Origin of the sequence: Marivita lacus (genome assembly GCF_014637725.1) — a bacterium.
Lineage (GTDB): Bacteria > Pseudomonadota > Alphaproteobacteria > Rhodobacterales > Rhodobacteraceae > Marivita > Marivita lacus.
The window spans coordinates 87,580-110,552 of record NZ_BMFC01000008.1; the positions used below are offsets into that span (position 1 = coordinate 87,580).

Annotated in this window: 16 protein-coding genes; 14 read left to right on the plus strand and 2 right to left on the minus strand. The window is 59.7% G+C overall.

Going from position 1 to position 22,973, the window contains the following annotated elements:
• Window positions 1–427: 427 nt before the first annotated feature.
• Window positions 428–1,303 carry a hypothetical protein gene (locus IEV82_RS15015; RefSeq protein ID WP_188482846.1) on the plus strand — a complete coding sequence of 292 codons (876 nt, stop codon included), beginning with the start codon at window positions 428–430 and terminating at the stop codon, window positions 1,301–1,303.
• 157 nt (window positions 1,304–1,460) lie between these two features.
• Here the strand turns inward: IEV82_RS15015 and IEV82_RS15020 are convergent, their stop codons facing one another.
• Complete coding sequence (locus IEV82_RS15020; RefSeq protein WP_188482847.1) at window positions 1,461–1,769, minus strand: hypothetical protein; 309 nt, start codon at window positions 1,767–1,769, stop codon at window positions 1,461–1,463.
• Between the two features lie 789 nt (window positions 1,770–2,558).
• Window positions 2,559–5,084: a calcium-binding protein gene (locus tag IEV82_RS15025; protein WP_188482848.1), complete on the minus strand. Its 2,526-nt coding sequence runs from the start codon at window positions 5,082–5,084 to the stop codon at window positions 2,559–2,561.
• Window positions 5,085–6,109: 1,025 nt separating this feature from the next.
• Here IEV82_RS15025 and IEV82_RS15030 point away from each other — a divergent pair.
• The 13 genes from IEV82_RS15030 to IEV82_RS15090 all read left to right on the plus strand — a co-directional run bounded on the left by IEV82_RS15030 (window position 6,110) and on the right by IEV82_RS15090 (window position 22,922).
• Window positions 6,110–6,799: a response regulator transcription factor gene (locus IEV82_RS15030; protein WP_229747860.1), complete on the plus strand. Its 690-nt coding sequence runs from the start codon at window positions 6,110–6,112 to the stop codon at window positions 6,797–6,799.
• Window positions 6,800–6,992: 193 nt separating this feature from the next.
• A complete protein-coding gene (locus IEV82_RS15035; RefSeq protein WP_188482850.1) occupies window positions 6,993–8,312 on the plus strand; it encodes a nucleotide sugar dehydrogenase in 1,320 nt (439 codons plus the stop codon).
• A gap of 1 nt (window position 8,313) precedes the next feature.
• Window positions 8,314–9,777 carry a glycosyltransferase gene (locus IEV82_RS15040; protein ID WP_229747841.1) on the plus strand — a complete coding sequence of 488 codons (1,464 nt, stop codon included), beginning with the start codon at window positions 8,314–8,316 and terminating at the stop codon, window positions 9,775–9,777.
• A gap of 96 nt (window positions 9,778–9,873) precedes the next feature.
• Window positions 9,874–10,953, plus strand: a complete 1,080-nt coding sequence (locus tag IEV82_RS15045) for a hypothetical protein (RefSeq protein WP_188482851.1) — start codon at window positions 9,874–9,876, stop codon at window positions 10,951–10,953.
• 4 nt (window positions 10,954–10,957) lie between these two features.
• Window positions 10,958–12,394, plus strand: a complete 1,437-nt coding sequence (locus tag IEV82_RS15050) for a mannose-1-phosphate guanylyltransferase (protein WP_268236126.1) — start codon at window positions 10,958–10,960, stop codon at window positions 12,392–12,394.
• Window positions 12,387–13,880 carry a right-handed parallel beta-helix repeat-containing protein gene (locus IEV82_RS15055; protein WP_188482853.1) on the plus strand — a complete coding sequence of 498 codons (1,494 nt, stop codon included), beginning with the start codon at window positions 12,387–12,389 and terminating at the stop codon, window positions 13,878–13,880. Before IEV82_RS15050 ends, IEV82_RS15055 begins: the two co-directional genes overlap by 8 nt.
• The gene (locus IEV82_RS15060; RefSeq protein ID WP_188482854.1) at window positions 13,880–15,301 is read left to right on the plus strand and encodes an MBOAT family O-acyltransferase; all 1,422 of its coding nucleotides are present in this window, start codon (window positions 13,880–13,882) and stop codon (window positions 15,299–15,301) included. The genes IEV82_RS15055 and IEV82_RS15060 overlap by 1 nt, the downstream gene beginning before the upstream one ends.
• An 8-nt stretch (window positions 15,302–15,309) precedes the next feature.
• Window positions 15,310–16,416, plus strand: coding sequence for an alginate O-acetyltransferase AlgX-related protein (locus IEV82_RS15065; protein ID WP_188482855.1), 1,107 nt, complete (start codon window positions 15,310–15,312; stop codon window positions 16,414–16,416).
• A complete protein-coding gene (locus tag IEV82_RS15070) occupies window positions 16,409–17,185 on the plus strand; it encodes a hypothetical protein (RefSeq protein ID WP_188482856.1) in 777 nt (258 codons plus the stop codon). Before IEV82_RS15065 ends, IEV82_RS15070 begins: the two co-directional genes overlap by 8 nt.
• The gene (locus IEV82_RS15075; protein WP_188482857.1) at window positions 17,182–18,489 is read left to right on the plus strand and encodes an alginate O-acetyltransferase AlgX-related protein; all 1,308 of its coding nucleotides are present in this window, start codon (window positions 17,182–17,184) and stop codon (window positions 18,487–18,489) included. Before IEV82_RS15070 ends, IEV82_RS15075 begins: the two co-directional genes overlap by 4 nt.
• 14 nt (window positions 18,490–18,503) lie before the next feature.
• Entirely contained in the window at window positions 18,504–19,127 is a 624-nt protein-coding gene (locus IEV82_RS15080) for an alginate O-acetyltransferase AlgF (RefSeq protein ID WP_188482858.1), read from the plus strand.
• Window positions 19,128–19,146: 19 nt separating this feature from the next.
• A complete protein-coding gene (locus IEV82_RS15085) occupies window positions 19,147–21,891 on the plus strand; it encodes an SEL1-like repeat protein (RefSeq protein ID WP_188482859.1) in 2,745 nt (914 codons plus the stop codon).
• Window positions 21,891–22,922, plus strand: a complete 1,032-nt coding sequence (locus IEV82_RS15090; RefSeq protein ID WP_188482860.1) for an alginate lyase family protein — start codon at window positions 21,891–21,893, stop codon at window positions 22,920–22,922. The genes IEV82_RS15085 and IEV82_RS15090 overlap by 1 nt, the downstream gene beginning before the upstream one ends.
• Window positions 22,923–22,973 lie beyond the last annotated feature (51 nt).

Sequence of the window (22,973 nt, forward strand, 5' to 3'; positions counted from 1 at the left end):
CGCGACGGTCCTGTTCTTTACCACCCTGTTAGACGCTCGCAAATCAAGAACCTTGCCGACAGACATGCTTTCGTGCGGAAGTCGCGTCAGCGGGTGCAGTTTGCCTGCACTGCCTTGCCGCCACCAAGTTTGGTCAGGCCAACACGCACTTCCGCGGACAAGTCCGGCAGAACGACCAGCGCGGGTCTGAACTTTTGGTCGAAATCATCATCGGCACCGGGATTCTGACAGACGGCTTCCACAGAAGGAATACTGGCCTGCTGCGCTCTATTTGAAGCCGCTTGATATTGCCGTCAGTCTTGGCAAGAGTGGCGGTGAACAGCGCCCCTTCGAGGAATGTCTGATCGCCCGGGGTATGGGGTTTATGGGCACTCATGTCCGGCAAACCGCATCGCCCGATCGCGCTCTTCTTCCCCAAGGTTGATCCATGTTCAGACATCTTTTCGGACCCGCCCTTTCGATCCTCGCGCTTGGGATGTCCCCCGCGCCCGCAGCGGCTGAGGTACTCAAGGGCTCCAGTGCCACCGCGATGGCGATCACCGGCAATGTCGAGCTGTCCGAGGAGGCGCTCGCCTTCGAGGATGGCACAGTTTTCAACTTTGCCGATCTTGAGGCACACAGCATACAGGTCGGCGGCAAGTCGGTACCGGCAGATCTGTACCGGGCCGAAGTGGCGTCGGACCCGGTTTTCACCAATGGCAATGCCTGGTGCGGCAAGGGGGACGTGACATTCGTGGCGGCCTGGGACGGACCCACCGCCGGCGAAGTCACCATCGCGGTCTTCACAACGCAGGACAGACCGCAAGCGGCCGAAGAGATGTGTGCCTCCTACAGCTATGTCTCGGCGCAAGCGCAAGTGGATGCCGCCGAAAACGCAATGGCGGCCGTCTGGGACGACGCCGATCTGCATTTCATCGAAGCCCTGTTCGTGACGGAACCGGCGATGCAATACGGCGCTTATACACCCCGCGACAACGACGTGTTCGTCTCCGGCGAGACGCTTCTGGTCTATCTCGAACCGCGCGCTTTTGGCTATGGCGACAAAGGCGATTACTGGACCGTCGACGTGGCCCTGGACCTGTTCATCTTTGACGCGGCGGGCGAGCTTGTCTTCGAGCAATATGATTTCGGGGCGATCGCGCTCGAGAGCCGTGTCAGGAATAGAGAAATCATGTTCATGGCCAGCGTCGATCTCGAGGGTCTTCCTGCCGGAACCTATCAGCTCGACATCGAGATGCGCGATCTGAACAAGGGACAGAGCGACATCGTCGGATTGCCGTTCACGATGGCGCCGCCAAGCTGAGGTCTCTGACGTCGAAGGCTGCGCAAGCCGCGGATTTATTGCACGACGCGAGGGTGGCATCGCTTGCAGGAATGTGGGCACAATCATATGCTGTGAAAAATGCAGAGTGACCAACGAGGCGCTTTGCATACCCCCGCGATCACCGCCCTGACACATGTCAGGCAACCTTGATTTCAGCGAGGAACGGCCCTTCTCGCATGTCGCGGGCGGGGATTTCAACCTGCGAGAACATGATGGGTAAAGGCGACAACAAGCGCGGCAACAAGGAAGCGAAGAAACCAAAGCAGGAAAAGCCGAAGGTTCTGGCCACGGCGAATTCCGGTGCACTCAAACCCGTTTCCCTGGGTGCCAAGAAAGCGAAGTGAACCACATCAGGGCGAGTGTCTTGCACTCGCTCTTCCTTGTTCTCGAAGTCCCGGACCCCGACATCACGGCCCCATGCGGCAGTCATCCCGGTGACCGACATCAGGGGGTCTGTCGGAATTCAGTAAAACATCTGCAATGCATGCGCGTTTCGCAGGATCCTGCACGGCTATTTCATCTGGCCGCGGGCGCTGCCGCCTTCACGGAACGCTGCCGGATTGGTCTCGCCCATAGTGCCAAACATTCAGATGCGGCGGCCACAGCTTGGGACAGCTTTCGATCATCAGGGATATTATGGGTCTCAATGAGTGGAACGTCCCGATCGGATCGGGTTTTCCGCCAGCTACCTGTTTCTTGATCTGTCCAACCCGTCTTGATGGGTTAGACGCAGGTTGCGGTGCATGTACGTTGCATGCCTGGTTCATTTGAGCTGCCATGTGCAGCGCCGCTGATGGTGTACACCCCACTCCAGATTGGCCAAGGCGTCACCCAGCGAGAAAAAGTTTTGGTAAGCTTGCAGCAAGGGCTGCGACAATGGCGCGTCCCATGCTTTGAGTAGGAACTATAGGAGGATGACTTGGACATGAAAAGAACAGTGATCGCAGGCACGCTTTCGGTGTTGGCAACCGCCGCACTCGCTCCACACATGGCCGGAACCGAAGAAGGCCAAGATTATGCAGCCCAACTCTGAGCCGCCATGGTTGAGGCTGATCTCGCCGGAGAGAGCCGCATCCGCCGATCTGCGGGTCCATGTCGACATGACCAAGGAAAGGCTGAAAGCGATGCCGCAGCACGATACGTCAGCCGAATGGATTCGAAAACTCTGCCCAAAAAGAGGCCGCACGATCGCTTAGTACGGCCTCTCGAAAGTCGGTGCGAGTTTTCATAGCCTTCAGAGCATCAGGTCCTGCGCCACGATCATCACGCCAAGCAGGTTGATCGACATATCGGCTGAGCCATCGCCGTTGATATCACCGAGCAAGAACCCGTCGCTCTGCCAGAGGGCCGCCGCGCCGACACCATTCCACTGAAATGCCTGATGACCGTCTCGGCTGCTGTCAGCGTCGATCAGCGACAGCTCGACGGTGTCGGTTCCGCTGACAAAATCCGAGATGGAATCCGACGCCTGAACGGTGCTGTCCGTGACATGTTCAAATCGGAAGATATCCGCTCCATTGCCGCCGTTAAGGTCGTCGGCGCCACCGCCTCCGACGATCACGTCATCGCCGTCGCGGGCCCAGATGCGGTCCTCACCTTCGTTTCCGCGAATGACATTGTCCGCATCGTTCCCAAGGATGAGATCCGCTGATCCGCTTCCGATCGCGTCGATCTCCCCGGTGCCCATGAGTTCAAGTTTCTCGACATCGTCGAGCATGGTGAAATCAACCGACGACTTAACAACATCCCAGTTTTTCCCACCGTGCACGATGGTGTTGGCGACGGATACTTCGAAGGTATCCTTACCATCAGTTCCGTGCAGCACCGGGGCGTTCGCAGGGGACTCGTCACTCTGGTCCGGTACCAGCACGGTGTCCGGCTGGTCCTCGACATCAGCGGGTTTGGGTTCTGCCACCGCAGACGTCCCGGCCGCCGGTACGTAAACCCCAGCCCCTCCAAAGAGCCCCTCGACCGCGGACAGATCGAGGAACGCCATGTCGGACATCCGCAAGGCGCCATCGTCAAAAACGGCCCACTCCACGTCGACTGCGTCACGGGACTGGGACCCGGCGCGGTCGTCCAGTTGGATCAAGCCGCCTCCCAGATCGGTGATCCGGAAATCCGAGAAGTTGCCAGTGTAAATTGCCATGTCTTCACCCGCGCCTCCGGTCAGAAGATCACGCCCATCACCACCGATCAGCACGTCGTTGCTCGAACCACCCGTCAGAGTGTCGTTCCCGCCCCGGCCATCAAGCCAGGAGCCATTGTCGTAGCCCTGCACCTCGTCGCCCAGCCGGGTCCCGATAACCTTGCCGAAGCGCGTTTGATTTGCATCGGCATCGGTAACAGAGCCGTAATGTGTTCCAAACTCATTTAGGAACAGGGTTGGCGCGATGATGTCGGAATTCGCGTCTCGAACGGATTCGTCAACCCACACGGTGTTGCCGTGGTCACGCCCGCCGTGGAAGTTGATGTCACGATCCGTCCGCGTCACATGCACAAGATTGTCCGCCGCCGAGCGCCACGAGGCGAATACGACCGAATGGCGCATGTCCATATCCCAGAGGTTGACGAAGGAGCTGTCATAGACATCGCGGATCTGCAGCGCGTAGCCATTACCGCCGCTCCCCTTGTTATGGGCCCCCGTCATGGTCAGTCCATCGGCGGCCACATATGTGCTGAGAGCAACGTTCACACCCAGCGACGGAATGTCCTTTGCCACGATGTCGAAGAGGTTCAATTGCGAGGTGCCTTCCACCTGAATGACCGCATCGCGGTTGTAACCCGAAAGCCTGTTGTCAAAGGCGGATGGATCGGCATGGCCCAGGCCATAGTCGATCTCGAACCCGCCAAGGGTCACATTTTGCGCCATGTCGATTTCCTGGACGCGCGTCTCGGACGTCGTGAAATCGAAATGCACGCCGTCCTTGAGCGTCACGGTGTTGCCGGTCACTGAGCTCACCTCGGCGATCGACGTGCGTAAGGCGACATCGGTGTTTCGCCACGTCTCGTCGCCAATAGAATCGTAGAACGCTTCCGTGCTTTCCCGTGCGAGATAGATGAAATCACCGGCAACAAAGCTGTGAGCGGCGTTCAGTTCAAGGATTTTGTAGCCTTGTACCACGTTGGACGCGAGGGTGAAGTCGCCGGTTCTGGCGCCGTCGCCGATGTCGAACGCCTCCTTATTCAGGTTGGAGGGCAGCTCGATCCGGGTCTGACCCGAGCCTGCGCCGATCAGGGCGACATCGCTGCGGTCGATGTCGATCGTTGCGTCAAAGCGATAGGTACCAGCTTCGAGTTGAAAGACAGTGCCGGCATCGACATTGCGGATCATTGCCTCGAGCGCCTGTGCAGAAATATCTGTGTGTACCGAAACGGTTGGACCGTCCAGAGCCGGCTGTGTCGGAGCCGGGTCGGTCGGGTCTTGTTCAACAGGCTCCGTCTCGTCAGGTGTGGGCGCGACCGGGTTGGGTTCTGCCGTGACTTCGGCGAGGTTCAGGTCCGGTTTTCCCTCACCCTTGAACGAAATGCGCGCTGTTTCCCCGGGCAAAATCTCTTGGTCAGCAAAGTTGATACGGTACATGCCGTTGTCGAGTTCGGTCGCGTCACCGCCCCACAGGTCCACGATCCGCGCAGTGCCGACAAGGTCGACGAACGGGGCGATTACCGTCTCGGGCCCTGCGTTCGTCAGGGTCAGCTCCATGATGAAGCCATTTTTCCAGACATTGGTCGTGGAGAGTTGCAGACTGTAATTGGACATGATGTTTTCCTCGGGCAATTGCCCGTTCTGCGGATTTCCATACTTTGATTTGACTGGATACTTGTGGGCATGCCCTTGGGCATCAAACCTAGCGATCACAAGGATTTTGCCCCGAGCCGCCAGACCGTACACAAAAAGGCTTGTCTGCTTCGGACGCAATGACTGGATTGCGTTCGAACTTTCTATGGAACTTAAACCTCTGTCACCTGTTGACGTTTTGTCGGGGCCGGTTTGCTATCCACAAAAACCGGGGTGTCGGGGACAGGTTTGATTGTTGTCCATGCTCTGGATCCGTCACGTCTCCCTCTTGAAATATTCCAATCTGAACGGGAACCGAGTAGATTTGGCATCGCCCGGTCGTTGCTCCGACTATGTGAGCATGAAGGCAATGGATCGAGCGCGCGAGCGTTGATCATCAGCGAATGGCCAGTCGCGCCGCAAAAAGGCGCTTTTTTGCCGAGACCTGCTGTGCTGTCTGCGCCTATGAGGATTTAGAGTCATTGTCCTTCCCATCTTTTGCCGTGTCCCCGTGCGCCACTTGAAGACCCGGGTAACGATGACCGACTGCCAGCGTGTGACCTCCTTGGACACAGTGCACCGATGATGCCTGCAAGACCACTCGCCGTGATGGCCTAGCCATATGGGCAATCCAAGCCGCGATCGATGGTCGAAAAAAAACGAAAAATACGATCACGCACAGATTATGCATCAGAACGAAGCTGTTCACCGAGGGTGCTGCGGCGTTCACGTTCATGACGTGGACGTGTCCGCACCGTCGCAACAGGAGCGTGCCGACAACATGAGTATATTCCGATACTTTTCTCTCATATTTAGATAGATTATACGTATATTCCGATGCTTTCGCTGGCATGTCTGAAAATCCAGTATGAGGATCGAAGCGTTATGGGCGAATGACATGACGCACGGCTGAAATGCTGGCTCCTATCTGGGGCGGGACCTACCACTGTTTTGAAAGTCCCATGATCAAATCGTGAAATTTGCGGCGGAGTGAATCCTTGGACGTTATGCAGTTTGAATTGAAAAACGCCCCCGAAAATTGTGGCGTTCGAACGTCGTTTCGGCAGACGATTGCAATATCTGACACCAATCCGGTACTGTCCGAAAGTATCCGTCAAATATTCCTCAGGGATTCCCATTTGTCTGAGTATGTCATTATTTCGGACACATCCTGCGATTTGCAAAGATTGCAAACGATATCGCCAGACATCTTGATTCTGGATCCGTGGCAATACATTTATTCTCAAGATCTCATATCCAAGACGTTTTTCTGTCTGACGTCGAAAACTTCCGTGATCGGCTATTGCCCTGAAATCTCTGCAGAGGATGCACGTACACTCAGTCTTGCAGGATTTCGAGCAATCTTGCCCAAAACCGTTTCAGGCGAGGAACTTGTGCGAATCGTTTGTGCGGTTGCCTTCGGCGGCGTCTATCTGCACGAAAGCTATGCGATTTATCCCGTAGAACTTGATGCAAAAACTGAAAAATCTCAGGAAATTCATTCAGGCCTGACCGACCGGGAAATCGACGTTCTGAGGCATGTTGCACTCGGATGTTCGATGAAGGAAATCGCGGCACTGCTGAAAATCAGCACGAAGACTGTTGATACCTATAAAAATAGAGCCAACAGAAAACTGAATCTGAGATCCAAAACTGACATCGTCAAATATGCCATAAAATCTGGCTGGCTGAACTAAGATCAGGGCTTCGTCAATTCTCAATTATTTGATGCCCAGATTAAGCGTTTTGATGCTGAAACTTCCAATTTTCCTGACATGATTTCCAGTTTTCCTGACAATGCTGCAGCTGCATAAGCTGATACTACACAAAATTGAAACATTGGGCTTCTGATTCCTGGAAGTCATGGGTTTGAAAATTGGAGAAGTCTGTATGGCCAATATATCGGTCTTTGGAATAGGTTATGTGGGTGTCGTTTCGGCGGCTTGTCTTGCAAGGGACGGGCATTCCGTAATCGCTGTCGATATATCACCCGATCGCGTCGATATCTTGAATGCGGGACGTTCGCCCATCGTGGAAAACGGGCTGGACGAGGTGATCGCCGACACCGTGTCGCGCGGTCTTCTGACTGCCACCCTCGATGCGGAAAGGGCAGTCGAAGACACCTCCGCAAGCCTTGTCTGCGTCGGGACGCCCAGCAACCCGGATGGGTCTGTCGGCTTGGCCCACATAAAGCAAGTGTGCAGCATCATCGGGGCCGCGATCGCGCGGAAAACGGGATTTCACTCCGTCATCATCCGCTCAACCATCGTGCCCGGCACGATGGAGTCGGTGTGCATCCCCGCGCTCGAAGCGGCATCCGGGCTGACCGCGGGGCTGGATTTCGGGGTTGGGTATTATCCCGAATTTCTCCGCGAAAGCACGGCGATCGAGGATTACGACAATCCCGGCATGATCGTCTTTGGTGCGTTGGACAAACAGACCTTCGCGATCCTGAACCTGCTCAACAAGGACATGCCCTGCGACATTCACGAGGTCGGCCTGCGCACCGCGGAGATGGTCAAGTACACCTCGAACAGTTGGCGCGCGCTCAAGGTGACCTTTGCCAACGAGATCGGCAATATCGCCAAGGCCTGCGGGCTGGACGGACAACTGGTGATGCAGCTGCTGTGTTCGGACGACAAGGTGAACATGTCGCCGTATTTTATGCGACCGGGATTCGCCTTTGGCGGATCTTGCCTGCCAAAGGATGTGCGCGCGCTTCAGCAACTCGCCAAGGCGCGGGATGTCAAAGCGCCGCTGTTGGCGGCGGTCCTTTCGGCCAATGATGCCCAGATCGAACGTGCCGCCCAGATGGTGACCGGATCGGGCAAGAAGGTGGTGGGCATGGTCGGTATCAGCTTCAAACCCGGCACGGATGACCTGCGCGAAAGCCCCCTTGCAGAGCTTGCATCGCGCCTGATCGCCAGCGGACATGACGTCAAGGTCTATGACCCCAATGTGAGCACCGGATTTGCCCGTGATCTGGCTCAAGCAGGCCGGGGCAATGATGTCGTGCCCGATCTGCGTGACAGGATGGTTCCCACGATCGAGGCGCTGATTGGAACATCGGACATGATCCTCGTTGGCAACAGGTATGACGAGATTGTCGAACCCCTGAACGACGCCATGAAGCATCAGACCATCGTCGATCTGGCGCGCCTGCGCCCAGGGCTTGTCTCTGGCGACGGCTATCAGGGCATTTGCTGGTAAGATGCAGATCCTCGGTCATACTCTGTATCTACTGGTGCTCGGCATACTGGTCGCCAGCTTTCCTGCGGGCGGGCTGCGCGGTGCCGAAGGCGCAATCCTCGTCCTGGGCGCGATCGGGCTGTGGCGGTATTCCTGGGCGGCAATCAACTTTGCCCGCGGTGCCTGGTATCAGGCTTTCGTCTATCCCCGCCTCCGCCGCACAGCAGAAACGGCCTATGCAGGCCGTCCTGCCCCAGCGCATGCCTATTTCCTTGCCACCAGCTACAAGATCGATCCCGAGATCACGACGCGGGTCTACCAGTCGATCTTTGCCGCAGCGGCGCAATCCGCGGGTGGCGCCACCGTGGTCGCCTCGGTCGTGGATGGCGCGGACCTTAGGTTGGTGCGGTCGGTTTTCGCATTGATGAAATCGGACATGGCGCGTGTGCACCTGATCGTCGATCAGGTGCCCGGCACCGGCAAGCGGGACGCGTTGGCCAAGTCCCTGCGCATCATCACGAGGCATGCACCGTCATGGCGCGACATCGTGATCTTTGTCGATGGCGACAGCTGTGTGCCCGTCGACATCGTCTCCCGCTCGGCGCCTTTCTTCTGCGATCCGGCCGTGGGTGCGCTGACCACGGATGAAACTGTCGAGATCGACGACGCACCGATGTTCCGCGACTGGTTCGCGCTGCGCTTTACCCAGCGGCAGATGATGATGTCGTCGATGGGGCTCAGCCGGCGCGTGCTGACGCTGACGGGCCGGATGTCGGTGTTCCGCGCCGATCTGGCAACCGATCCCGGCTTCATCCGGCAAGTGCAGAGCGACTATCTGGACCACTGGCGCCTCGGACGTATCGACTTCCTGACAGGTGACGACAAATCAACATGGTTCTGGCTGCTCAAGAACGGCTACCAGATGCTGTATCTGCCCGATGTCCGCACGGTGTCGATGGAACGCCAGCCTCTGCCCGGCTTCGTCGATTCTGCCGTCACGCTGATGGTGCGCTGGTTCGGCAACATGATGCGCACCAACGGACGCGCGCTGGCCCTGCCGGCATCGCGGATCGGGGCCTTCACCTGGTGGTCGCTGCTGGACCAGAGGGTCTCCGTCTGGACAACGCTTGCTGGCCCCCTCGGTGTCCTGCTGACGGCTGTTCTGGTCAATCCGGTGATCCTCCCCGCCTACCTCGCCTGGCTGATGGCAACGCGATACGTGTTCTGCATCGCTCTGTCGCTGTTTCGCGGCGGAGGCTTTCCGATCAGCTACCCGTTCCTGCTGTATTTCGGCCAGATCGTCGGGGCCGCAGTGAAAAGTTTCATCATGTTTCGCCTCGACCGGCAGCGCTGGACCCGGCAATCGTCAAGCTCCGGACCACGCCCTGCTGCGGCGCGCTTGGGCAACATCCTCTCCTCCTACGTCCACGTCCTGACGCTCGGTTGGCTCACGCTCGGTGTGCTCTTCGTTGCGGGCTTGGTCTGACCGCTTTCCAGAAAGGCAATCTACATGGAATCCGCATATCTTTCTTCTGCGAATCGCGTCCCAATCGGCCTGTCGTCTGGAAACGATCACCCGATCTTGGCTCTGCCATTTACCGCTTCGATCGACGGCCGGCAGTTTCATGGGCGAGGCCTGTCGCTGGTCGCGGCCTTTGTCGCAGGATTGATGGACCCATCGGCGCTGAACCAGATACGGATGGTGCGGCTGACCTTTCAGTTCGACGGGTTTACCGTGACGCTGGTGGTGGATGCCGAGGTGCGCGAAAACGCCTTTGACTCCGGCGAAGCCGAACTGATCTTCGTCCATCCCACCGGGCCGCACCTGCCACAGCTCCGGCATATCCTGAATGCCTTTATCGCGGGCGATCTCATCGGATTGGGCCAGACGATCAGCGTGGCCGGAACTGCCGCCGCCAAGGGGCCGAAAGCCGATACGGCGCGGGAAAGCCGCCTGTCGCTGCGGCGCATGGCCGGAGGTCTGGGCGTCGGCCTGTTGTCGCTGGGCTTGATCGCTGTGGCAGGGACGCTGATCTACCAGCGGGCCTATGTCACGCTGCTGCCCACCCCTGGCACGGTTGTCTCAACGGCCGAAACGTTGCGCGCCACGACAACCGGTCAGGTCGTCTTTCTCGACCTGACCGCCGGTCAAGGCGACGTTGCCATCGCCATACAATCCGCGTCCGGTGACGTGCAAAGCCTGATCCTGCCCTGTGAGTGCAGCGTGACATCGGATGGACTGCGCGAAGGGTCCACGGTTCTGATGGGCGAAGCCGTGTTGCGACTTGCACAAGAGAGCGACATGCGTCTGGTCGCGGCGGACATTCCTCCCGAGATGCTGTTCGACCTTGCCGGTGCGGACCGGATCACGCTGACCCTGCCGAACGGGGAAACAGCATCTGCCACCATCGACCCGCTCCGGCGCGCCATCAATGAAACCCAGGCAAACACAGTATACCTGAGACCGGATGCACCGCTCGGGTCGGACCGCCTCGGCGACCCGGTCGAGGTGCGCATCCTGCGGGATACGGGAGCTTTGGGGCAGTTCGCCGAGACCACCGGTCGCCGTCTGACGGCGTGGGCACACGCCATACCCAGCCATCTCGCGGGATGGGCCAAAGCTGCCAGCATGCAACTTGCAAATTTTTTCCAGGGGGTTTGAAATAATGGTGTCAATTTATCCGCTCATTCTGTGTGGAGGCATGGGGTCACGCCTGTGGCCGATGTCACGCATTGACCAACCAAAGCAGTTTCAACCGACCGATGGTCCAGACAGCCTGACCTATTTTCAGACAACCGTGCAACGGCATCGCGGCGCGTTGTTCCACGATCCGATCATCGTGACGAACGCCGCGCAGGCCGAACTGGTCACGCAGCAACTGAGCGAGATCCAGGTTTCGGGCCGCATCATCGGTGAACCTGTCGGACGGAACACCGGTCCGGCGGTCCTAGCCGCGGCACTGTCGATCCTGCAGGATGATCCCGACGCAGTCCTTCTTGTTCTGCCGTCTGACCACATCATTGTCGGCGATCTGAACACGACTGTCGGCACCATGCGCGCTGCTGCTGCCAAAGGCCAGATCATCGTCTTTGGCATCGCACCCCTCTATGCCGAGACGGGTTATGGCTACATTATCGACGGCGGCGCAGTCGCGGGTCATGACGGTTTGCATTCCGTCGCACGCTTTATCGAGAAGCCGCCGGTCGATGTCGCGGAGGATCTGATCCACCAAGGCACCGCCTATTGGGCGTCAGGCATCAGCATGTTTCGCGCCGATGTGATCAGTGCGGAATTCCAACGTCTCGATCCGCAGACCCACGCAGCCGTAAGCGGATCGGTGACAGCTGCGAAAAAGACGCGCACGGGCATCACCCTGAACGAGCCGGAATTCCGCCAAGCCCGGGATGAACCGACGGAACGCGCGATCTTTGAAAAGACCCCGGCGATCGCGCTCGCGATGCTCGACGTGAAGTGGGATGACGTCGGGGCGTGGTCCTCGGTCTATGACGTCAACACCAAGTGCACAGACGGCAATGTCACCAACGGCGACGTGATGACGCTGGACACCACCAATTCGCTGATCCGCAGCGATGGACGGCTCGTCGTGGTAATCGGAATGGACGATCTGATCCTCGTCGATACCACGGACGCGCTTCTCGTGACGAACCGCAAACATGCCCAACATGTCAAAACGGTCGTGGAAAAACTCAAGTCCGGCAGCCGAGCCGAAGTCGTCAGCCATCCATTCCGCAAGCAGGTCTGGGGCGTGATCGAGGCGCTCGCGACAGAACCGGGATATCGGCTCGACATGATCCTGCTGCGCCCCGGCTCGACGATGGAGATCAATGGGCACGGGCTTGGGTCAAGCTTCCTGTCTGTCGTGTCCGGGCAGGGAAGCTATACCGATGAACGAACAGAGGAACCTCGGGACCTTGCGCTTGGCAGCATGCTGACCATCGACCGTGACACCGAGGTCAGCCTGACGAACACGGCCAAGGGTGACATGCGGGCCTTCCTGCTCTCGACCACGACCGAAACCATGCAGGATTCCTTCGAGACCGAAGAGGCCGCACCGCTGCGGCGCGCGCTTGCCCATGGATAAGTCGATCCCGATCCTGAGCCTTTCCATACTGACGCTGTTGCCCATCGGCGCGGGCGCTCAACAGTTCGACTACCTGGCCCATCAGAGGATGGAAAACGCGGTCGCGCGACTGTCCGACCCGCAGACCGCGGATGACCTGGCGGTAGACGCAGATGCGATCATGGCAACGCTCGGACTGGCATGGAGCGCAGCAATTCCGGCCGACAGCCCCGACAGGAGCTTTGAACCCGAAGCGGGCGCGGTGATCGAGTTGGTGGATATCCGCCTGCTGCTGACGCAGATCGCGATTCAGGCGGGTGCGCGCGACCATCACGCGCTTTTACGAGCACAAGGCGAGCGCGAACGCAACGTTATCCTGCTTCGTGGAGGCGCTGTCGCGCTGCCTGAGCTTTTCCGCCTGTCACGGGACACCCCGGCGCAGGATTTCGTCATCGAAACACCTGAAGGAATTCGCCTCACGCGTCCGCTGGCCATCTGGTCGGATGCCGGGCTGTCGCTTGATGCCAAAGATCATCTGGTTCTGGATCAGGCAAGCGGCAGCTTTGTCGCCAATCTAGGCCGGCTTGACGTGCAAGGTGGCACGATCTCCGGCAACACTGGAGAAAACATTGGCGAACCGGGATTCCGGCCGTTCGTACTGACCGCTGGTCGGGGTGGGTTCACGGCGAAAAAGGCCCGGTTCCGCCATCTTGGCTTTGGCAAATCGCCGGTCTTCGGCGGCATCACCGTGGTGAACAATGGTCTTGTGGTGCCAGAGGTTTCCTCGATCATCGCAGACAGCTCAGTGGATGACGTGGCGACCTTGGCGCTGATCGGCACGACCGATGCTGCGGTGTTCGGCAACCGCATATCCAACTCGACCGCCGCGGCCATCCTGATCTCCAACGCGCAAGGAAGCTTCGTTTCCGACAACCACCTGATCGCACTGACCGGGCCACAGGCCATCCGGATCACCGCAGGATCATCGGATGTACGGGTCCGCAGCAACCTGCTGTCCGGCGCCTCCCGCATGGGCATCTTGGTCGACCCCGACAGTTACGACGTCACCATCTCCGGCAACCTTGTCACCGGCAGTGAGTTCACCGGCGTCAGTGTGGACGGGGCGCGCTGCATCCTGCTCACTGACAACCTCGTGGCAGGAAACAGCGGCGCCGGGATCAGCCTGAAGGCCTCCGACGAGATCATCGCCGCAAACAATGCCATCCTGTTCAACCACGGGTCAGGCGTCCTGGTACGCGACCAGGTGACCAACGCTCTGGTCCAACTGAGCGGCAATGTCCTGATGGCCAACCGTGACGGCTTGCGCGGCGCAACGCCGGGCAATGTCTTGCTGCAAGGAAACGATCTCGAGCGGCAAATGCCGCGCGTCTTTGCAGGTGATCTTGCTGCACTGAACGTGAACTGGCTGCGAAACCGCCGCCACGCGACTCCCGTATCGGTCCAATCCCCAACACGCGCAGGCTGCGCTCCGCAAGGAAACGGCTGATGGTATTTTCCTCCGAAACCTTCCTGTTTATGTTCCTGCCGCTGTTCCTCGCGCTGTATTACCTGACGCCTGCGCGGTTCCGGTCAGTCACGATCCTGATCGGGTCCTATGCCTTTTACGGTTGGTGGCGGATCGACTTTCTGGGCCTGCTGTTCCTGACGACGCTCTGGACCTATTTCTTTGGTCGCCGCATCGGGGCCGCCACCAACCGGCGCGCCGCGAGAACCTATCTGATCCTCGGGCTTGCCGGGTGTCTGGCCGTGCTGGGAGTGTTCAAGTACCTGAACTTCTTCATCGACAGCCTTGCTACGCTCTGGGGTACCGATGCTGACGGGCTGGGCGTACATTGGCGGCTGATCCTGCCGATCGGCGTGTCGTTCTACGTCTTTCAGGCGGTCAGCTATCTGGTTGATGTCTATCGCAAGGACGCGGTCGCAACGGCCCGGTTTTTCGACTTTGCCGCCTTTATCGCCCTGTTCCCGCAACTGATCGCGGGGCCGATCCTGCGATTCAAGGATCTGACCGGACAGTTTGCCGATCGGACCCATTCGCTCGACCTGTTCCTTGCCGGTCTGACGGTGTTCGCCCTCGGTCTTGCAAAAAAGGTGCTTCTGGCCGACACGGTCGCGCCCCTTGCCAACCTGGCGTTCGACACGCCGGACCCGACGTTGCTGCTGGCCTGGGTCGGGGCCGTTGCCTACATGATCCAGCTCTATTTCGATTTTTCGGGCTACAGCGACATGGCCATCGGTCTTGGCCTGATGATGGGATTCCACTTCATCCGCAATTTCGACACGCCCTATATCAGCGCGTCGATCACCGAATTCTGGCGGCGCTGGCACGTCAGCCTGTCCGTCTGGCTGCGCGACTACCTGTACATCCCGCTGGGCGGCAACCGGCGCGGCACGGCGCGGACCTATGTGAACCTGATGCTGGTCATGTGTCTCGGTGGGCTCTGGCACGGGGCCAACTGGACCTTTGTTCTCTGGGGTTTTTGGCACGGCAGTTGGCTGGCGCTGGAGCGTGCCACCGGGCGGGACAAGGGCACGCACCTCTTGGCAGTCGGATCAACCCTGATGATCGTGCTGCTGGGCTGGGTCATGTTCCGTGCCGCGTCCGTCCCGGACGCATTCGGCGTCTATGCCGGGATGATTGGACTGAACGGGGTTACAACCGCGCCCGACGTGGCGCTGGCGATCACCAACGAAGCCTTGTTCTTCCTGATGCTGGGAATCGCCGTCGCTGCCGCAGAGCCGCGCCTGAACCGGGCAGCCGCAACCACGCTGCGACCGATGCCGAACGGCAGTCTGACAGCGCTCAACACCATGGTGCCGTCGATGCTGATGCTCGGCCTGGGCACCTTCACGGTCATGAAACTCGCGGAACAGAGCTTTTCTCCGTTCCTGTACTTCCAGTTCTAGGAGGCTTGATGCCCAAATTCCTGCACGCCGCCCGCATGGCCCTGCCGACCCTGTTCTTCGGCTATGCGCTTTTGGCCAATCTGTCTCTGGCGACGGGGCAAAACCCGGCTGTGGATTTACCTGAGGGCGAGTTGCTGTCCGGCGGACTGACCCGCGACCTCGACAGCCTCTACAAGTCGGACCTGCCTCATAGAGACCTGTCTTTCAACCTGATCGGAGCCGCGCGCTATACGGTGCTGGGCGAGGCGCGGCAGGGCGCGATCGTGGGGCAAGGCGGCTGGCTCTTCACCGCCGAAGAACTGCGTCCACAGCCCTCTGAGCCGCAACTGGACGGGGTCGTCAGTACCGTGCGGGACATTGCGACGCAGTTGCGGGCGCAGGGCACAGATCTGGTGGTCGTACCCCTTCCAGCCAAGATCGACATTTACCGCGACAAAAGCCCTGATCGCGTGTTCGGACAGGCGCTTGAGACATTGTATGCCCGGTTTAGCGACCAACTTGCCGTGCAAAGCGTTGGGGTGGTGGATGCCCGCGACGCGCTCACCAATCCGGCAGCGCCGGTGTTCTTTGCCACCGATACCCACTGGACGCCGCATGGCGCCAAGCTGGTGGCGACGGCGGTCGCGGCCTCCGGCACAATCGACCGCGGCGCACTGGAGTATGACCTCGTTCGACGGGATGCCAAGGCGCTGACCGGCGATCTAATCAGATTTGTCACCAGCAATGATTTTGCCCCCCGTATCGGACTGCCTCCGGAAACCATCGTTCAGCGGGTTCAGACGCCGGTCGATGCTGGCTCCGACATCTTCGGAGATGCGGATCACGACATCGTTCTGGTCGGAACAAGCTATAGCGCCAATGACGACTGGGGCTTTGCCGATGCGCTGATGCGGACCCTCGGCCGCGATGTCGTCAACGTGGCGCAGCAGGGTCTGGGGCCATTGCAGCCGATGCGTGATTATCTGGAAGGGCCCGACTTCCGCAATACGCCCCCTGCCGTCGTGATCTGGGAAATTCCGATCCGCTACCTGACAGATGAAACACTCTGGCCGGCAGCTTCCGAGCCCGCGTCAGAGCTTGTGGCACTCTCAACAAAGGAGCCTGCTGATGGGTAATGCCGTCCTTCCTGCGATCCTCGCCATAAGCATGGCCACCGGGCTATCGGCGCAGCCGGTCCCGCTCAATCCGGAAGGGCCGGAAACCATGTCGCAAACAGATGTGGTCGTCGTCGATTTTGTCTTCGAAAACAGGGTCCGAAAGACCAACAATCTCCCCACGGCCGCGCTCAGGTCTGCCCGGCGCCAGATGCTGGGCGGCGGATACATCAGTCTGGACAAGCTGCGCGCCCTCGCGGATGCGGGTGACGGTCTGGCGGCCTTTCGCTATGCCAAGGCGCTGCAGGAACGGGACACACCCGATCCGACCGGGGCAATCGCGCATTACTACGCGATAGCCGCCTATACCGGACGGGACTTTGCAGTCCGTCCACTGGTACGCCTGCTGAAATCTGACGGCACAGGATACAGCGCCTCCCGTCTGAGACATGCTCTCAATGCCATGAAGGTGCAGGCGCTCAGCGGCAATACGGATGCCGCGGTGCTTTTGGGACAGATGTATGCCGATGGTGTGCCGTTCGGTCAGGATCTGGCGTTGGCGCAAACCTATCTCACCGAGAGCCCGGACGGGCCCAAGCCTCGTGCGATCCTGCAACTGGCCGTTGCCATGATGTCTGATCCCGACGATGCGTCCGATGGACATCCGGGAGCCCGCTCTGCCCTGATGCTGGCCGCATCGACCGACGATCTGTCGGTGCGCGTCACCGCGGAAAACCTGCTGCGCCTGCTTGACACGACGTCCATTTTCCAAACCGAGGTGACACAATGACCCCGCGCTTCCTCTGTCCTGTCGCCGTCCTTGTGGCGCTGTCCGCCAGCCCGACACTGGCTGCAACAACTGAATACCAGTGTCGCAATCTGGATGCCGCTGCCGCCTTGGCGTCAATCGAAGGTCATGACGGGGTGTTCTATCGCATTCTGGCCGATCTGCGCATGCGCCATCCGATGGAAGACGCAGTGGTGGAACAGATGGGTGTCCTGTCCGACACCCTTGCGGCCGAAGGCACGACGCTGATCTATGTGACAGTCCCGACCAAGAGCCAGGCAATGCCGCAATTCTTGCCGCCCTCTGCCGCCGACTACACCTTTGACAGCACGACGGCGACGCTGGTCTACGAGGACATCATCACGCGCCTGACGGCCCAAGGGGTTTTGGCACCCGACATTCTTGCCGCGCTGTCTGACCCAGAGCCCGGCAGTTTGCCGTTTTTCAAGGCCGATTTCCACTGGACCCCGGAAGGTGCCCGCCTCGCGGCCAAGGCAACGGGCGCGATGATGATGGCCCAGCCATTCTATGACGATCTGATCGTCTCCGAATATCGCACGACCGAGCTTGCCCAGACATCGGCCTTTTCGACGATGCGGCGGGCCCTGCAGGCATATTGCATCAATGAACTGCCTCGGGTCGAAGCCGTCGCCTACAAGACCGAAATGGTCGCCGGACAGGACGAAAAAGTGTCCGACATCTTTGCCGACGGCGATGATCCGGAGCAGGTGGTGCTGGTGGGCACGTCCTTTTCGGACGCACCGCTAAGCAATTTTGCAGGTTTTCTGTCGGAATATTCCAGTCTTGATGTCGTCAATTATGCCATCACCGGTGGCAACCAGTTCGGAGCGATGACATCGTACCTCACATCGCGCGATTTTGCCGACAATCCACCGCGCTTCCTGATCTGGGAAAACCCGATTTACAGCAATCTGGCCCAGTATGGCCCCGATCCGATGCAAGAGCTTGTCGCGGCGGCCGGTCAGACCTGTACTGTGCCGCTGAACGCCTCGCAGACCAGCAGCAACAGCATTGAGGCCGACCTGACCGGCGTTCAGATTGGGCAAAACGACGTGTTCCTTGCCGATCTTGGGGCCGAGGGTCCGCGAAGCGCGGCGTTCACGCTCTCCATGGCCTCCGGCATCACTCGCAGCGCGCTGATGCGGCGCAGCGACAGGATGCTGGCTTCGGGGCGATTCTTCAAACCATTGGGCAGCATCTGGCACCCCGATCCGGTCACCCTGACCGTGACCTTCGACAGACCCGTCAGCGATGCCTCAACCCTCACCCTTTGTCTCTCTCCCTGAAAGGAAGAAATGTCATGAAATGTCACGCCCGCTCCATCGTCCTTGCTCTGGCGGTGTGCGCTGCGCCCGCAGCTGCGCAGGACAACCAGCTTTACGAAGAACCCGCCGATCCGAATGCGTCCTTTGTCCGCGTTGTGGCACCGGGGGAAACCGTTGCAGTTGTGGGAAATGAAACCTTCGAAAACGTGGTTGGAGGTGTCACGCCCTACGTGATGACGACCAAGGGGACGATTTCCGTCGCGTTGGGCAACATGGTAGGCGACGGAGAGATCCCGCCAACCTCGTTCTTCACGTTCGTCGAAGGAAACGATGGAACCCTGCACCTTTTGCGGGACAACATCGAGAACAGTCCGGCCAAGGCGGATCTGGTGTTCTACAACCTGTCCGACCTGTCATCGGTGGATTTGTTCGTGCCCCGCGTGGGGGCGATGGCTCTGGACAATGTTGCGCAGCACACCTCGCGTCAGGTGGCGCTCAAGGCACCACTGACTCTCGATTTCGAGGTGCGCGAGGGTGACGCGGTTCTCGCGACCCTGCCGGCGGTCAGGATGCGCCGCCGCGCCGGTGTCACCGTCGTCTTCAGTGGCGTGTCCGGTGATTACACCGCCTTCAGCACCGAGAACCTGTATTTCAACTGACCCGCGAAAGGCCCGTTCCATGACCAATACCCGACCCGGCGTCACAGCTGTCACAGCCCTTGCCTTGCTTCTCGCAGGCTCTGCCGGACTGCGTGCGCAATCCGTCACGCTCGACTTTGCGCCCCCTGACATGGTCGTCACGCCAATCTGCGTTGCACGGGTGCCGGATTCCGAACTGCTTGCCGAATGGGGGGCATGGGACGGCAAGGCCTTGCCTGACCGTGACATCGGGTTGATCAACCGCGATCTGCGCCGCCTTGCCGAAATCGACCCGGTGGCGTGGGACCCGACGATCCAGAGGATCATAGAACTGCTGCCTGACTTCTCGCCCAGTTTCACCGAAGACAACGTGCTTCTGGCTCAGATCAACCAGATGATCGAACTTGGGCAACTCCAGGAACTGAGAGCAACCGGGCTGGTTCAGCAACTCCTGGACCGGGGTGAGGAAAATTCACCTCGCATGTTGAGTGCTCTTTCCGAATTCTTGACCGAAGGGATCGGGATCGACCGTGACCGGGCTCTCGGTACCGAGTTGCTCATGTCGGCAGGGTATGGTGGCAACGCGAATGCCCTGCTCACGCTGTCGCATCTCGCCGTAGCCGGAAACGCGCCAGACGGGTGGGATGTTCATCCAGAACTGGCTGTCACGATGGCTTTCGGCTCTCTTGTTGGCCAGATCGACCCGCTGATCTGCGACCGGATTGCACGCATTGCGCGCGAGTTTTCCAACGGAGGGGTGGTCAGTGTCGATCACGACATGGCCGTCCGGTGGTATCGGTTCGCCGCCGATCTGGGCGATCCAATCTCGGCATGGCGGGTGGCGGAATACGAACTGCAATCCGAACTTGTGACCAAGGACAACGACCTTCTTCTGACCTACCTGAAAAAGGCATCCGACGGGCAACTGCCCTATGCACAAGTGGCGCTGGGTCGCGTTTATGAAGCAGGCGCATTGCTTGGCGTCGATCTGGAGCGTGCCCAGAACCTGTACGAGGCTGCAGCTGATGCGGGTGACAGGGCCGGCCTGATCCGGCTTTCAGGCTTCCTCGAGGCGCAACTGCCCCGGCGACCCACACTGAAATCCACGTTCATGGACACGCTGGTTCGGCTGGAAAATCTTGAAAACCCGCCGCCTTGGGTCTTTGCAAAACGGGCCGCGCTCATTCTGGATGAGCAAGGTCGATGGAGCGGCCAAACTGAGGCACGTCCGCTTCTGGAACGCGGCGCCGCCATGGGCGATCCGGCAGCAACTTTCATGCTCGCACGGTTGGACATGGCTGACGCACGCACCGAAGGGGAATTTTACGAGGTCATCGATATCCTGATCCAAGCGGTCATCGCCGAAGGCGATGCAGCACCAACCGCCAATTTGCAGGCCGCCTTTGTCTGCAAGGCTCCAGATGCTCCTTTGCTGGATCAGGCTTCCTATTGGGCCAAGGCAGAAGCGGCGATCGGATCGTTGTCTTTCGAATTCACCGATGTGGCCCTGAAAGAAATGGCCGAGAACCCTGATCCGCTTGAAATGGCCGCCTTGCAGACACAAGCGCTCTATGGGCGGGCGACGCCGTTGGCAAACCTTCTGGCGGTGTTGGAACGTGACGGCTCACCGGCTTCGGAGATCGCGTTCTGGACAGCACTTGCCGAGCAGTCCCCTCCCGTGGCCACCGCACGCGCAGAGCTTGCCCTGGCCGATGCGGCAACTCCGGCTGCCCGCGAGGCCGCGCTTGACCAGTTCCGGGCCGCCTTCGCTGCAGGCGATAAAGGCGCTGCGCTGAAATTGTCCAAGGCGCTGCTGACGGACCCTGTCGAAGCAGCGATGACCGAAGCAGCGACGCTTCTTGTCACGCTTGCCCGGCAAGGCAACGGCGAGGCGATGGCACTTTTGCCGGATGCCGATCCGGCGACCTATCCAAACCCCCGCGCGGTGTTCGAGGCCTTCTCTGGTCAGATCGACACGCGCGGCGATTTCATGGCGCTGATGCTGGCCATGCCTTTCCTGCCCGATGCCACCACCCGCGACGTCTATCACAAACGGGCCATCGCTGTGATGAGTTGCACCTTTTCCGAAGCCTTGGCCTTTGCCCATGTCATGCGAAAAGCGGACGACAGGGACGCGGCACGAGGTTGGTTGGCGATTGCCGAACATCTGGCCGCCGATGTCGGCTGGCAGATCGTCAAGCTGGGCGACGGCTACCGTACGCTTTCGGATGACGACAGCGATGCTCAGGCTCTGGCGCTCTACGAAAAAGCCTTTGAGCTTGGAGACCGGACCTCTGTGTATCGCCTGCTGCGCGTCCATGGCGACCCCAAGCAGCCTGCATATGATCAGGACCGGATCGTGTCGCTGTACGGCGATCTCGTGTCGCGCAGCACGGCCAACGAGATCCCCGCGGTGCTCAGCCAGATCGCCGGCAAGGACGCGCCCCTGCGCCGCGCCATAGAAGCGCGGCTGGATATCGATCAGCTTTATGCCGATGCAGCGGCAGCCGGCAATCCTGCCGCCATGCGCGAACATGCCCGACGGTTGCGCGGCAGCGCTGTCAGCCGCGCGGAAATCGAAACGTCGACAGATTGGTTGGTCAAGGCCTCGAACAACGGCGACGTGCCTGCAATGGTCATGCTTGCGCAGTCTTACGCGATGGGCGTGGGCGTTCCTGCGTCCAATGAAAGAGCGCGGGACTGGCTCATCAAGGCAGCCGAGGCCGGCGATCCGGCGGCCATTGACATGGTCAAACTCTTCACCTTCGACACTGGAACAAATTGATGAAACATCTCTCAATGACACTCTGCGCATGCACGCTTGCAGCCGCATCCACCGCCCGGGCACAGGATACCGCAACAGACCTGTTTGCCTGTGTCGCCCCGCCAGAACCCGTGGTCGCCCTCGATCACGGCAGCCGCTATGTCGACGCCGACAAGAGCCGGTCAGAATTCGATCAAACCTCGAACGCCGATGTGAACGCGCAACTGGAACCGGTCGACACCTTCATCAGCGATCTGGTCGGTGTGTCAAACCGCGCAATCTCAACCCCGGCCGATCGGCCGGTCGCCGCGGAATGTGTGGTGTCGGCTCTGGCCGTCTGGGCCCGCGCCGACGCGCTCAGCGATCTTGCCACGATGAATGCCAACCTCTCTGCCCCGGCCCGGATCGGAGGCCTCGCCTTTGCCTATGCGCAGGTCAGACCGTACCTGCCCGAGTCCGAGGAAACCGCATTGGTCGAACGCTGGCTGTCCGACCGGGCACGCCAGACCATGACGTATTTCGACGAAGACGCGCCGACGATGGCCAGCCAGAACAACTTGCGCGCGTGGGCTGGCCTTGCCGTCGCCCGTATCGGGATCACGGTTGACGATGCAACCATGACGGATTGGGCCGGTGATACGGTCCAGCTGGTCGCCTGCCAGGCAAACCCCGACGGCAGCCTGCCATTCGAAATGACCCGAAAGGAAAGAGCGCTGCACTATCAGATCCATGCCGTCACGCCCCTCGTGGTGGCTGCGGCATTGCTCGAAGATCGCGATCACGACCTGTTCCGCGCTTGCGACATGGCGATTCACCGAACGGTTTATTTCGTCGTCAACGCGTTCAATGATCCGACCCTCGTGGAAGACATCAGCGGGTCCGTGCAGACCTATTTCAACGGCGACGATGAACTGCGCAGCTTTGAACTCGCTTGGGCAGAGGCCTATCTTTCGCTGTTCTACGCGCCGCAAATAAGGAGTTTTGTCGACGAATACGGAACGCTTGGAAATTCCAAGCTCGGCGGGCAACAGTCCTTGCTCTGGGGCATCTGACTGCGCATCGCAGGCCTGATGGATGGAACATTGCCTCTCTCAGGGCCAGTT

Bases quoted from the DNA above. Each gene is read 5' to 3' on its own strand.
- IEV82_RS15080 (WP_188482858.1), top strand. From the start codon at position 18,504: ATGAAATGTCACGCCCGCTCCATCGTCCTTGCTCTGGCGGTGTGCGCT.
- IEV82_RS15050 (WP_268236126.1), top strand. From the start codon at position 10,958: ATGGTGTCAATTTATCCGCTCATTCTGTGTGGAGGCATGGGGTCACGC.
- IEV82_RS15040 (WP_229747841.1), top strand. From the start codon at position 8,314: ATGCAGATCCTCGGTCATACTCTGTATCTACTGGTGCTCGGCATACTG.
- IEV82_RS15020 (WP_188482847.1), bottom strand. From the start codon at position 1,769: ATGTCGGTCACCGGGATGACTGCCGCATGGGGCCGTGATGTCGGGGTC.
- IEV82_RS15085 (WP_188482859.1), top strand. From the start codon at position 19,147: ATGACCAATACCCGACCCGGCGTCACAGCTGTCACAGCCCTTGCCTTG.
- IEV82_RS15055 (WP_188482853.1), top strand. From the start codon at position 12,387: ATGGATAAGTCGATCCCGATCCTGAGCCTTTCCATACTGACGCTGTTG.
- IEV82_RS15090 (WP_188482860.1), top strand. From the start codon at position 21,891: ATGAAACATCTCTCAATGACACTCTGCGCATGCACGCTTGCAGCCGCA.
- IEV82_RS15035 (WP_188482850.1), top strand. From the start codon at position 6,993: ATGGCCAATATATCGGTCTTTGGAATAGGTTATGTGGGTGTCGTTTCG.
- IEV82_RS15075 (WP_188482857.1), top strand. From the start codon at position 17,182: ATGACCCCGCGCTTCCTCTGTCCTGTCGCCGTCCTTGTGGCGCTGTCC.
- IEV82_RS15025 (WP_188482848.1), bottom strand. From the start codon at position 5,084: ATGTCCAATTACAGTCTGCAACTCTCCACGACCAATGTCTGGAAAAAT.
- IEV82_RS15070 (WP_188482856.1), top strand. From the start codon at position 16,409: ATGGGTAATGCCGTCCTTCCTGCGATCCTCGCCATAAGCATGGCCACC.
- IEV82_RS15065 (WP_188482855.1), top strand. From the start codon at position 15,310: ATGCCCAAATTCCTGCACGCCGCCCGCATGGCCCTGCCGACCCTGTTC.
- IEV82_RS15060 (WP_188482854.1), top strand. From the start codon at position 13,880: ATGGTATTTTCCTCCGAAACCTTCCTGTTTATGTTCCTGCCGCTGTTC.
- IEV82_RS15030 (WP_229747860.1), top strand. From the start codon at position 6,110: ATGCAGTTTGAATTGAAAAACGCCCCCGAAAATTGTGGCGTTCGAACG.
- IEV82_RS15015 (WP_188482846.1), top strand. From the start codon at position 428: ATGTTCAGACATCTTTTCGGACCCGCCCTTTCGATCCTCGCGCTTGGG.